This window comes from Natronomonas gomsonensis, from assembly GCF_013391635.1.
In the GTDB taxonomy this organism is placed as follows: domain Archaea; phylum Halobacteriota; class Halobacteria; order Halobacteriales; family Haloarculaceae; genus Natronomonas; species Natronomonas gomsonensis_A.
In genome coordinates, this window is record NZ_JACAWU010000001.1 from 505,714 (window position 1) to 517,586 (window position 11,873).

The following is an 11,873-nucleotide window of genomic DNA, read 5'->3' on the forward strand; positions in this document are numbered from 1 at the left end:
AACGCTGATTCCATCCCTTCCCGTAGGTATCTGTAGAATGGAGACGCCTGTTGGAACAGAAGGAACCGAGTTTCGAGGCCTGAAGATAGTGAATGTTGTCGCGTCAGGCGTACTCGGGGCTGGTGAGATAGATACTGATGTGTTGGGTGCTGAGCTTTCTGTTGAGAAAACTGTGATGCCGGGACGCGTGTATTTGAAGTCGGATGATCATTCGCCGGTGTCGATGGTTTTTCGTTCAGGTTCGTACACTATCGCTGGCGCGTCTTCTTGGGAGTCGGTTCTAGAGGTCGTTGATTGGCTTTTTGAGACTCTCGATAGTATCGGGGCAGGGGTGAATCGAGAGGAGATGTTGGATTCTGTCTCGGTGAAATATATGGTTGTGACTGGTGCATTGAGTGATGGATTGGATTTAGCTGCTGTGGTGGTGGCGTTGGGGATGGAGAGTTCGGAGTATGAGCCTGAGCAGTTCCCAGCGGTGATTCATAGGCCGGAGAATATCGACTGTACGGTGTTGTTGTTCTCTACTGGGAAGGTCACTATCACGGGAGTTCGGAACGTTCAGGATGCGTATGAGGTGTATGAAAATCTTGAGCAGACGCTTAGAGAGGGGAAGTTGATATCATGAGTCGATTCGTCGAAGGCGACCGCGTACGCGTGGATATCCCGGATGCGACTGACCCGGATCACGACCGCTGGCATGGCCGCGTGGGTGTCGTTGTTGCCATACGCGAGGACGACGCGGGCCGAGCGACCGGCGACGCGAGAGATAGCGTCGAGTACCTCGTCGAGTCTGAAGAGGGTTCGATGTATTTCCGTTGGCGCGACCTCAGACCGTCAGAATCCGACGATTAGTCGAGCGTCTGTTCGACCGCTTCGTGAGCTGCGTACACGGCGTGAATCTCTGAGCGGACTCTCAGCGTCTTTTCGCGGTCATTATATGCACACGCTCCGCAGGCGTCGAGGCGCCCAGCGTGTTGCTGTGTGAGCGACACATACGCGCAGGTTCTGTCGTCTCCGAGAGTCGAGAGGTGGTCTGCGACGTCGCTGCAGGCCACCTCTTCACCGACGTCGTATTGGACGAGGTATTCGATTATTCGACGACGACGTTCGTTGTTCAGGAGTTCGTACACAACGGTGGGAGGGAGGTTCGGTGAGTCCGATTCTGCGTCGGTCGTGTCGAACTGTTCTCGAATAGCGTTGAGCAGTTGCATCACCGGGAACTCGATTGTGACTGCTCAATGCCTATGTATAAACCTGAAGACCAGCGCGGTCTTACCAAGGGTTCTCGACCTGCTCGTCTGTGGCGCACACATCACACACGAGTCCATCGACCGATTCGACATCACCGTCGTGACGCGACGTTTCGCCACCTAAATGACGCCATCCACTGTCGGTGATATGTACGTATTCGTGCGCGAGGCCACCACGCTCGACCATGTCCAATTCTTTCAGATTATCCAATGCACCTTTGTGTCGATCAGTACTGTACCCACCACTCACACGGTCACCGACAACACTCCGCAATTGGTGATAGTCGATGGGGTCATGATACGCAACCGCTTCGAGCATCACGCGCTCGACAGGTTTCGGGGCCGAGGCCATACACGACGTTGACTGACCACCTCATATGTATACGATGGGTCTAAACCACCAAAGGGGAAGCCTAAACCCTACCTTCGAGTGTCGAAGACACCACTCCTCCAACCCGTATACAGCGATTTACCGGCAAATATTGCGAAAAACGGCTTTGTCGACATTTTCTCAGTCGTTCCGGCAGTCGTGGCAAACCCAGTCTTCTCCGCGATCAATCAACTCTTCGAGGATGTCGATGCCTTCGGCCATCTCGCCGCATTCGGCACAGTCAACTGGGTCGCGTTCGGCAATCAATTGCAGTGCTTCTTCGAGGTTGTTATGTTTTTTTTTTTCATAGTTGTTGTTGGTGTAAGAATTGAGGATCTAGATACGGTTAATGGTAACGACGAACCGACCGCGTAGAGGTGTTGAGGTGGCTGTGTTCGAGGGTATCGAGGTTCTTACCAGTGATGAAGCGAGGTGAGGGGTGGTTTATACACTCATGAAGCGAGGTCGAGCCAACTCACAGTGATGAACCGAGGTGTGCCCGCTTTATACAGTGACGAAGTCAGGTGACAGAGACCATATCGATGACAGGGTACCCCGGGTGTCATCGATATGTTCTCTGGTAATTCTGAGGTTTACAGTGATGAACCGAGGTGACGTCCCGCGACAGCCAACGCTGGTCGAGTTTAGTTACGAGAAGGAAAGTGTCCCAGGTACCACCTGGGGTCGTTGTGGCACTCGGACACTAATGTGTCCTATCCTAATATACACCACCCAACCACTTAAGTATTACCCATCAATACAACCCGATGATACTGCTCTCGTCTGCGAATAACCAACAACACACACTACCGAGTAATAGTATGAGAAGCGACGGGGGAACCACCCCCGTCATGTGGCACCATACCTAACATGGCTTTTCTATGCCACAGTCACCTGACCGGTGACCAACTATCTATTCTCCCGCGTACATGTAGATTTTACGCACAGCCGATCTTGGAATCGACAGCGACAGAGCTTCTGTGTGCCACTAAGACCACCCCAATATCAAAACCGCAAGACAGCGAGCCGAAATTTAACCATATCGGGGTGATTGGGGTGTAAACAATATCTCTGGCGAAGGTCTCAAAAACGATTCTCTGAACCCCCCCAAAAGGAATCTCGATTGACCCCAATACCCTCAATATCCTCGCTCCTCTGTGCGGTCGTTGCGGAAAGTGCGGGGGTGGTGATTACTCCTGCTGCTGGGTTAAGTAGTATTTGCCAAACTCTTAATGCAAACAAGGGGGTATGGTGATGTAAGCAACGATTCACTGCGTCCTAACCAGGCGCTCATTGTCGTTGTGGCACACCTAACATGGTATCCGATGATAGCCCTCGGGACGACGAGTCTCACGACTCTCCCGAAACGACAGACGCAGACGCACAGAATACAACCAATAGTAACGACGAAGCACTCGATCTCGACGGAGATATCGGTGGTTCTGTCCCTGAAGACGCAACTGGGGATGAGGATGAGACGACGATGCAGGACGTCGCGGATTCATTCGACCAACTCAACGAAGAAGACGACGATGAAGAGACGAGTCTCGCCACGTCAAACGAGTTCGAAGAGCGGGTCGAGGAAGCAGTCGAAGACGAAGACGGGAGCGTACCGTTCAAACAGCTCAAATTCCAGCTGGCCCACGAACTCGGTGAAGACCCCGACGACGTCGATGAAGCGTTGAACATCGTCGCGTCGGTGAACGACGGCGATGTGGTCGGGGTGATGTCTGCATCAGCCCGAGCGATGGGTAACGGCGAAAAAACGTGGGAAAGCGTACGCTTCGCGTACAAACGCCAACCGTATGACATCGGTGCCGAGGACATCCGCACCGACGGAGACGCGACGGAGTGGGCGCGCGAGAAATGCGTTGACTTCATGAACGAGAAGTACGCGTGGATGTACCTCGTTGACAAAACCCAAGGAATCAAAGAATTCTATTGGTACGACCCCTCAGTCGGGTATTATCGAGAGGATGCGAAAGACCGGATCGGCGCGTTGATGGACGAGAAGCTGGGCCGGCACAGCAACACCCACGAGGTTAACGAGGTCGCACGGAAACTCAGGGATGCGAACAAAGTCACGTCGGTTGACGGCGTGAACGCGGGCGATGCGCCGCTGCGTTGCGTGAAAAACGGCGTGTTGAACATCGAGACGTGGGAACTACACGAGCACGACCCAGAGTATCGGTTCACGCGTCGGCTGAACGCTCGCTGGGTGCCAGATATCGATACGTCCCGGGTCGAAGAGTACCTGGAGGACATCACGAAATGTGAACAGGATGCGAAAGTCATCGCGGAGATGATGGGTGATGTGCTGACGAAGCATTACCGCCGGCAGTGGTTCGCTATGTTCTACGGCGAAGGGGCGAACTCGAAGTCGCTGTTGATGAACTGTCTGCGGTACACTATCGGCGACGAGAACGCATCGAGCGAGTCGCTTCATGATGTGGCGAGTACACGGTGGAGCAGTGCGATGATGGCTGGCGGTACCGGCGCGTTGGCGAATATTGACCCGGAAATCCCGGATTCGACGATTTACGACGCGAGCGAGATTAAGAACAACACCGGTAACGATGCGACATCGCACGAACGGAAAGGAAAAGACAAGTTCAGCGCGGTGAACACGGCAAAAATGCTGTTCGGAATGAATGGTGCGTCGAAATTTGACGAAGAGAAGCGCGCTGTCGTTCGGCGTATCAAACCGATTCATTTGCCGTACACGTACCTGCCGGAGGGCGAGGTAGACGATGATGATGACTACCAGAAGGTACGTCAGCAGGATCTCGAAGAGGAGTTGACGTCGGATGTTAATCGTGCTGCGTGGTTGCAAGTGATGGCCGACGGACTCCGGCGTCTACGCGAAAATGACGGGTTCTCGTACGAGCAATCGCAGCAGGAACTGTTCGATGAGTATCAGGCAACGGCTGATACGTTCTGGTCGTTCCAGACGGAATGTCTGCGGAACGTGCGCACCACACACAACGACACCGACCGCCCGATATACCTGACGTTCAACGAAATCTACAGCGCCTACTCATCCTACTGTCACGAACGTGACGAGCAGCCGATGGATGAAGGTGACCTGGCGAAGGAACTGAACAAAATCGGGAGCTTGGATATCGAGAAGTATCACCCTGCAGACGCCGATGGAGCGAATTCGCGGAAATTCCTCGCGTTCACCGATACCGGGTTCGAGCACGCGATTACTTCGACACAGAAGCGTTTCGCTACGCGTGTTGATGACGTTGATGTCCCGAGTATGGATTCCGAGGATGATTCGGACGACGATGATAGTGGTGAGGGTCTGCGTGCTGCACTCACGACGGCCATTACCCAGCTCGGTAACAGTCATGGGCGTGGTGCGCGTCTCGGTGAGATTCTCAATCGGAACGAGGTGGATGTTGACTCCGTCGAGGAGTTGAAGGCGGAACTGTTGGACGGTGTCGTAGATGGTACGTTCGAGATGACTGACGGTGGTAAATACCTCGTCGCCTCCGACGGCTCCGACGACTCCGACGACTCCGACGACGACAGCGGCGGTGGCGACGATGGTGACGATGGTGATAGCGGCTCGCCAGCCGGCAGTGGCGAAGATAACGACGATGACGATGGTGTTGACACGGACGATGTGTCGGGAGCGTCGTCACGCGCGTCTCAGAGCGATGGCGAGAACGACCGGTCATCAGTCGAGTCTTGGGTGCTGCAGACGGTGCGCGCCGCCGGCGAAGACGGAATCAATACCTCCGTGCTGATTGGGAACGCCACCAGCGAAACGTCGTACTCGTCTGAAGAGGTTAAGGCGGCCATCAAGACTCTCCGCAAGGACGCCGTGATCTACCTTCCCCAGAAGGACGTTCTCGAAGTGACTGAGGAGGTGAAGAAGGATGAATGAGGCTGCCGTTGACCAGGTCTGGCTCCACCAGTTGGGTCGAGCGGAGGGTATCGAGTCGCTGATTGACGAGGAGTTGCTGGCCGATGACGAGAATGTGGAGGGAGTTGCGAGTCGTGATAGGGATGCGACGTTGCGGTCGGAGTATGTGCGGTGTGAGTGGTGTGGGAGCGAAGATACGGACTGCCACGGCCCCGAGGGTGAGCCTCTGTGCCAGGAATGCTACGATGATTGGAATGATGCCTTGCCGGAGCTCTGTTCGCGGTGTCGGCATTATGAGGCTGTCACGGAGGACGGTGAGTGTGAGCGGTGTCGTGATGAGCCGCCTGCTGAGGCATTCCATCCGTAGCCGATAGTCGTTCTTTCGTTTCTTATCACTTTTTTATCATAGCGTTGTCGGTCGCAAACCGACCTCCACTCTCGCTTCCGGTGAACCCCATCGTTTCCAGTCCACATTTTCTTGCATCATCCACTATACCTTGAGATAGATACCCGACCATGCAAGGGGGTGTTCAGGGAGCTTTGGGTGGTCTCGATGCGTCAGGTCGTCAGATATTGCTTCGATAACGATATATAAAAACTGTATACAAAAAGGGCGGGGTCTAAAAGGTAGTTATCGATGGGTAGCAGCGTTGTCTGTGTTGTTCTGGGTATGTTTGAGGGGTGTGGGAGGGGCGGTTCGAGAAGGGAGTGTCGCTGATCGTGTCGATGGCCGGTGGTGAAACAGGGTGTAGTGTGCTGCTCGCGTGGCGAGACCTGTGGTCACTCCGGTAGTGGATATACGACGAACTCGGTAGGGGCTTCGTCGTATATTCTCAGTCCGAATCGTTGAGAAGATTTTGATAGTAAATGTTGTTGACACAACCAATTGTTCTTACCAACTCTGCGTCGGCATGGTTGAAGCAGAATTCGCCGAAACGGAGAGTGAAGAACAGTGAACCGACCCAACATACCCGAGATGCTGGAGATACCATCGCTACCGGACAAGGTTCCGGAGTTCGTCGGCGACATCATCGGCAGCCTCACCGAGGCCGTTCCTTTCATTCTCGATACACTCGTAGCGCTGGTATAGAGGGACGAGAAGCGTCTCACGTACACATTCGCCCTTGGTTCAACGCGGTGGTTCTTTGTTGCCGACGACCTATTTCTCGCTACCAATGGTGGAGTCGCGTGCGGAGCGAGTGGTCAATCGACTCTGGACGATTTACAGCGAGGAGTATTCGCCGTTCCCAGCGGAGAACATCGGTGGCGAAGCAGGAGAGGATACTTCGATAAATTCTGTACAGACTCAGAATGACTACTGGCAGAAGACCTCCCCGACATGCCTGATATGCCGTCGCTGCCAGACGCAGTTCCCTAGTTCGTCGGCGACCTCCTCACCAGCGTGACCGACGCTGTTCCGTTCGTTCTCGATACACTCGCAGTACTGGTATAGAGGGTCGAGAAGCGTCTCGCATACACGTTCACCCGTGATTCAGCATCGAAGAAGTAGAGTTCAGAGTCGATGAACTAATTCAGCATCCAGTCACTCGACACCGAGAGGGTCAACCGTCTCAACAACCTCACCGTCACCAGTCACCACGGACAGCAACCCCTCATCCGTACGGCGGAGATACAAATCGTCTCCATGCTCGGTTAGCGTGCCGAAAGACACGGACACACTTCGCTCCCGGTCATCATTTTCGTACGGTAGCGAGAGAGGCACCGTATCGGAGTCCGCCGGCGAAACCGAACCCATCAACGAATACCCGACAACCTCCTCAATTTTATCTTGATGACGCGTACGGATAGACTCTGGCAGGTCTTCCGGTCTCGATGCGATCTGTGTTGGATTATCCAACAATTCCGTAGCCAGCCCGTCATCCTCGCCGTACGTGTCGATGTACTCGACGAACCAGTCAGGCCGCATCTCCATATCGATTTGTTGACCGCACTGCGGGCAAAACCGCATCCCGGTATCGATGGACACGTTGCAGTTCGGACAACTCTCGATGGCCGACACGGTTTGCGTCTCGCGCTCGGTCTCGATGCCGAACGTGTCCAAGATTTGCGTGTTGATATCGTCTCCCGTCAGATGCTCGTACCGTTTTAGCTGCCCTGACTCGCGTGCCCAGCCAGCTCGATACTCAATCTCGCGGTCAGACATGCCGCGGAGTGCCCAAATCGTGACTGCGGAGTGCTTCAGGTTGTGAGGGTGCAGTTTTCGCTCTGGGATGTCTGTATCCGCAGCTAACCGGCGCATTCGGCGGCGAAAAGCGGGTGGGCTGATGGAGCCGTCGTCGTCCGGGTTATCGGGGTCATAGTGCCTACCAATTTTGTGGAATAGCGGGGCTTCGGGGTCGTCCGGGCGTGGGTGTTCCGAGCGGAGATAACTGCGGATGTGGCCGGAGCTGGTTGTTGCGACGTGTGTGCGCCCACCGCTTCCTTTCTGCCCGAGTGCTTCATCGTTCAAAGTGACTTCGCCGACGCGAGCACCCTCTTCGAATTCGAAGTCTTTCACGCGGAGCGAGCATAATGCTGCGACGCGCAGACCGAGGTCGAGCAGGGCTGAGAACATCGCTTGGTCACGTAAGCGGTTGCTGGCTTCGTCAATCAGGGTGCGGGCTTCTTCGAGTGATAGGATGTCGTCTTCGTCGATTTTACCCCCGGAATCGTCTTCTGCCAAGCCGATATCGTCCTTCTCTGCAGGGGTTTCATCCACTTCGACGAGAAAGGCGCGAACCGCTTTTTGCCAATTTCGCTTCGTGCCTGACGACCAGTCGCGTTCTTCTTCGATTCGTGCGAGTGCAGCTGTCCAGTCGTATTTTGTTGCTTCAGATATCGGGACATCCAGTTCGCTTTGTAGTGTGAGTAGACGTCCGAGGTAACCGAGAGTGGTGGAGTCAGCGTTGCTATCGCGGAAGTTCGTCAGCCAGTATTGCAGTTTTTTGCGGTCTTCACGTGGGATATTCCCCAAGTCTTCGATGCGGGATTCAAGCCTACTTTTATCGTTGTTAGGGTCGTTGACGTTGGGCACGATAGTCGGTTGTTCTGGTAGAGGGGATTAGTACCTTTGCGACTCGAATCCAGGATGGACTACTTCTTCCGACGCCACGTGTCGAGCGCGCCGTGCGTCCCGTCGATCCTCACTCCGCCGCCGGTACGAGCCGGTGGACCGCTCCGTCCTCCGACCCCAACCCGAGAACGTACACCTCGCCGTCGCCGTCCCGACCGAACGAGAGGATCCGCTGGAGACGCTCGTCTCCGTCACCGGCGAGAGAAATCGCCCGCGTCGGCCACGTCCGGCCCTCCCCCGGACGTGTCGCGACGAACAGCCGACCGTTGGCCTGCAGGTCGCCGAAGACGTAGGCACCGCCGAGCCCCTCGAAGGCCGACCCGCGGTAGACGTACCCGCCGATGACGGAGATGCCACTGACGGGCGCGTCCGTGTGTGGATACTCGACGATTGGGTCGACGAGCGCCTCGCCACCTCGTACGTCCGGCGGCGTCTCGGTCGGGCAGTCGTCGGCCTCGTAGCAGTGAGCGCCCTCGCGGACGTTCCAGCCGTAGTTGCCGCCCGCCGTGACGAGATTGATTTCCTCGTAGCGGCCCTGTCCCACGTCGCCGACGAACAACTCCGCACCGTCGAAGGACATCCGATAGGGGTTGCGCAACCCCCAGGCGAAGTGTTCGTCGAGTCCCTCGGGGCCGACCAGCGGGTTGTCGTCGGGGACCTCGTACTCCCCGCGCTCGCCGGCGTCGACGTCGAGTCGGAGGATGCTGCCGAGCAGGTTCTCCCTCACGTCCTGTCCGTTGCCCCCGGCGACGCCGTCGTACCAATCCTCGACGTGACCCCGGCCCTGGTCGCCGCCGGCACCGCCGTCGCCGACGGCGACGTAGAGGTAGCCGTCGGGGCCGAAGGCGAGGTCGCCGGCGTTGTGGTTGCCCTGCGGTTGGGGAATTTCGAGGACGGTCCGTTCGGAGTCGGGACGGACGCGGCGGCCGTCCTCGCGCACCTCGAACTCGGCGAGGACGAAGGTGTGGCTGTAGTTCGACGGCGACCCATCCCGCCGCGGAGAACTGTAGCGGACGAACAGCCGACGGGTCTCGGCGAAGTCAGGATGCAGTTCGATGCCGAGCAGTCCCTTCTCGCCGCCGAAGTCGACGGCCTCCCGGAGGTCGAGGAGCGGTTCCGACCGGAGTCCCCCACTCCCGTGGACGTGGACGAGTCCCTGCTGTTCGGCGATGTATCGGCGGTCGGCCTCGGGCGAAAACCGAATATCGAGCGGGGCGTCGAGCCCCGAAGCGAGCGTTTCGAGCGCGAACGACTCGGGGAGGGCGGCGTCGGGCGTTCCGGCGTCCGACCCCGGTGAGTCCGTGCCGTCGTCGGGAGGCGTGCCGTCGCCGTCGGAAACAGCACCACAGCCGGCCGCGCCTACGGCGAGGGCGGTCGCCGATGTGGCGAGAAAGTGCCGTCGGGTCGGACCGTGAACCATACCCACAGTGTCGGCCACCGACGTATGAATCGTTCGGCGGGGAATCAGCCGCTCGTGTTCGTCTCCAGCCGATAGTCCGGCGGCGGTAACTCGGGTGTCTCGATGCCCCGCTCCTCGAAGGCTTCGAGGCTCCGTTTGGTCACGTCGGAGGCGAAGGGGAACTCGTCCCTGAGGTCGTCGACGTAGGCTTTGCCGCGAATCTTTTGATAGTAGGTCTCGTCGTCAACCAGCACGGTGACGGGGTAGTCGTCGTCAACGTACACGTACGGTGAGGTGACGATGGCCTCCTCGACGATGGCTTTCGCCCGGTCGATTTCGGCACCGGGCGCGATGCTCAGTTCGGTGACGACCATCATGTGTGGGCTGCCGGCGTTGGCGTTGCCGACGTTGGCGGTGAACAGCCGGTCGTTGGGAACGGCGACGGCGGTGTCGTCGGGCGTCCGCAACGTGGTCGACCGCAGGCCGATGGCGGTCACCTCGCCGTAGTCGTCGCCGATAGACACCTTGTCGCCGACCTGAAACGGTTTCTCGAAGACGATGAACAGGCCGCCGAACAGCCCCGCGACGACGTCGCGGAGTCCGAACCCGAGTGCGGCGCCGAACAGCCCCGAGGCCGCGAGCAGTTGCGTCGAGTTCAGTTCCAGGAGGGGAACGACGACGACGTAGACGGCGACGGCGTAGACGAGGAGTCGAATCACCGGGATGAACATCTTGATGGTGATACGACGGGTCGGACTGCGTTCGGCGGTCGCCGACAGCAGGAACGTCAGAACGCGCGCGAAGACGTACGCGACGACGAACACCAACAGCGCGTTGAGCACGATTGAGGCGTCGATGGCGTTGGCGAGTTGCTCCGGTGCGGCCGTCGCCGAGCCGTCCGACTGCAGCGGAATCACAGCACACCCCACCGTTCGGTCACGGCGACGGCTGCCGGGACGCCCGCCGGTTGGAGCCGAACCGTCCCGTCTTCGCTCCTGACGATGCCCGCCCGGGCGAACCGCCCGAGGAGTCGCGGCGTCCGCGGGCCGATTCGGTCGGCCAGCGTCGCCCGGTCGACCCGCTCCGTCGAGAGGAGGATGCGGAGACAGAACGCTGCCACACGGTCGAGGTCCGCGTCGAGGTCCGGCGCCTCGATGTCCGTCGGACGGACGTCACCGTCGACACAGCGCTTCCAGATGGCGAGCGCCGCGCCGGGGTTTCCATCGGAGACCGCCGCGAGCCGCTCGAAAGCCGCCGTCTTGGGGTCGAGGTCATCGGCTCGGCGGGCCACGAGAGCTTTGCGGTCCAACGCCGGAAGGGGAACCGACACCGTGCGATTGGCCACCGTCACCTCGCGTCGGTGAACGGTGAACGGACTCTCGTCGGCCTCGTCCCGCCGAAACGTCGGCCGCTCGGTCGCGTTCGCCTCGACGAACGTCGCGATTTCCTCGCCGGAGAGCCCCCGGGTTTCGATGTGGGTCGGAAAGACCATCTCGATATCACGAACCGCGTCGAGATACGACCACGCGAATCGGTTCCACCCGGTGACGACCGTCGTTTCGGTTTCGGCGAGCGCGTCGAGAAACCGCGACAGCGGTCCGAATCCACCGACGGTGCGGGTGTAGAGGTGGTGACACCCCTCGACGACGGTCGGCCCGCCGGCGAGGGCATCGACGGCATCGGCTGCACTCGTGTCGGCGTCGAAGCGGACGTGACGGGCGTCGAGGCGGTCGGCGGCACGCGCTAGCACCGTCTCTCGCCCGCCGAATGGACTCCCGAGGACCGCGAGTGGTCCGGACGTTTGGCCATCGAGTGCTCGCTCGAGGGGCTCCTCGTCGTTACCGAGCAGCGCCGAGAGGTCGACACCCCCATCGTCGAGTTGGGTCGTCGTCATCCAGTTCTCTGAT

General features: G+C 58.2%; 12 protein-coding genes. 6 read left to right on the forward strand and 6 right to left on the reverse strand.

The features are described 5' to 3' along the window. The first annotated feature begins 37 nt into the window (after positions 1-37). A complete protein-coding gene (locus HWX69_RS02815) occupies positions 38-625 on the forward strand; it encodes a TATA-box-binding protein (protein ID WP_178915580.1) in 588 nt (195 codons plus the stop codon). Beyond that, positions 622-852 (forward strand): hypothetical protein, encoded by a 231-nt coding sequence (locus HWX69_RS02820; protein ID WP_178915582.1) that lies wholly within the window; start codon positions 622-624, stop codon positions 850-852. Before HWX69_RS02815 ends, HWX69_RS02820 begins: the two co-directional genes overlap by 4 nt. On the opposite strand, the gene HWX69_RS02825 is transcribed toward HWX69_RS02820, so the two are convergent. Next, complete coding sequence (locus HWX69_RS02825) at positions 849-1,211, reverse strand: DUF7344 domain-containing protein (RefSeq protein ID WP_178915584.1); 363 nt, start codon at positions 1,209-1,211, stop codon at positions 849-851. The two genes, HWX69_RS02820 and HWX69_RS02825, sit on opposite strands and share 4 nt — an antisense overlap. Positions 1,212-1,272: 61 nt before the next feature. After that, positions 1,273-1,602 carry a hypothetical protein gene (locus tag HWX69_RS02830; protein WP_178915585.1) on the reverse strand — a complete coding sequence of 110 codons (330 nt, stop codon included), beginning with the start codon at positions 1,600-1,602 and terminating at the stop codon, positions 1,273-1,275. A 78-nt stretch (positions 1,603-1,680) separates the two neighbouring features. On the opposite strand from HWX69_RS02830, the gene HWX69_RS02835 reads away from it, so the two are divergent. The 4 genes from HWX69_RS02835 to HWX69_RS02850 all read left to right on the forward strand — a co-directional run bounded on the left by HWX69_RS02835 (position 1,681) and on the right by HWX69_RS02850 (position 6,584). Next, the gene (locus tag HWX69_RS02835) at positions 1,681-1,995 is read left to right on the forward strand and encodes a hypothetical protein (protein WP_178915587.1); all 315 of its coding nucleotides are present in this window, start codon (positions 1,681-1,683) and stop codon (positions 1,993-1,995) included. Between the two features lie 940 nt (positions 1,996-2,935). Continuing rightward, positions 2,936-5,515 (forward strand): DNA primase family protein, encoded by a 2,580-nt coding sequence (locus tag HWX69_RS02840; RefSeq protein ID WP_178915589.1) that lies wholly within the window; start codon positions 2,936-2,938, stop codon positions 5,513-5,515. Beyond that, positions 5,508-5,861, forward strand: coding sequence for a hypothetical protein (locus tag HWX69_RS02845; protein WP_178915591.1), 354 nt, complete (start codon positions 5,508-5,510; stop codon positions 5,859-5,861). Before HWX69_RS02840 ends, HWX69_RS02845 begins: the two co-directional genes overlap by 8 nt. Before the next feature lie 585 nt (positions 5,862-6,446). After that, complete coding sequence (locus HWX69_RS02850) at positions 6,447-6,584, forward strand: hypothetical protein (RefSeq protein ID WP_178915593.1); 138 nt, start codon at positions 6,447-6,449, stop codon at positions 6,582-6,584. Positions 6,585-7,037: 453 nt separating this feature from the next. On the opposite strand, the gene HWX69_RS02855 is transcribed toward HWX69_RS02850, so the two are convergent. From HWX69_RS02855 to HWX69_RS02870, 4 genes are all read right to left on the reverse strand, one after another. Beyond that, complete coding sequence (locus tag HWX69_RS02855) at positions 7,038-8,528, reverse strand: site-specific integrase (protein WP_178915595.1); 1,491 nt, start codon at positions 8,526-8,528, stop codon at positions 7,038-7,040. Between the two features lie 109 nt (positions 8,529-8,637). Next, positions 8,638-9,987, reverse strand: coding sequence for a PQQ-dependent sugar dehydrogenase (locus HWX69_RS02860; protein WP_178915596.1), 1,350 nt, complete (start codon positions 9,985-9,987; stop codon positions 8,638-8,640). Positions 9,988-10,031: 44 nt separating this feature from the next. Then, entirely contained in the window at positions 10,032-10,883 is an 852-nt protein-coding gene (locus tag HWX69_RS02865; RefSeq protein WP_218644657.1) for a mechanosensitive ion channel family protein, read from the reverse strand. Continuing rightward, positions 10,880-11,860, reverse strand: a complete 981-nt coding sequence (locus HWX69_RS02870) for a hypothetical protein (protein WP_178915597.1) — start codon at positions 11,858-11,860, stop codon at positions 10,880-10,882. Before HWX69_RS02870 ends, HWX69_RS02865 begins: the two co-directional genes overlap by 4 nt. Positions 11,861-11,873 lie beyond the last annotated feature (13 nt).

What these genes read in the sequence shown, in the direction of transcription:
- HWX69_RS02830 (WP_178915585.1), bottom strand. Translation starts at nt 1,602, where the DNA reads ATGGCCTCGGCCCCGAAACCTGTCGAGCGCGTGATGCTCGAAGCGGTT.
- HWX69_RS02845 (WP_178915591.1), top strand. Translation starts at nt 5,508, where the DNA reads ATGAATGAGGCTGCCGTTGACCAGGTCTGGCTCCACCAGTTGGGTCGA.
- HWX69_RS02860 (WP_178915596.1), bottom strand. Translation starts at nt 9,987, where the DNA reads ATGGTTCACGGTCCGACCCGACGGCACTTTCTCGCCACATCGGCGACC.
- HWX69_RS02825 (WP_178915584.1), bottom strand. Translation starts at nt 1,211, where the DNA reads ATGCAACTGCTCAACGCTATTCGAGAACAGTTCGACACGACCGACGCA.
- HWX69_RS02840 (WP_178915589.1), top strand. Translation starts at nt 2,936, where the DNA reads ATGGTATCCGATGATAGCCCTCGGGACGACGAGTCTCACGACTCTCCC.
- HWX69_RS02870 (WP_178915597.1), bottom strand. Translation starts at nt 11,860, where the DNA reads ATGACGACGACCCAACTCGACGATGGGGGTGTCGACCTCTCGGCGCTG.
- HWX69_RS02820 (WP_178915582.1), top strand. Translation starts at nt 622, where the DNA reads ATGAGTCGATTCGTCGAAGGCGACCGCGTACGCGTGGATATCCCGGAT.
- HWX69_RS02815 (WP_178915580.1), top strand. Translation starts at nt 38, where the DNA reads ATGGAGACGCCTGTTGGAACAGAAGGAACCGAGTTTCGAGGCCTGAAG.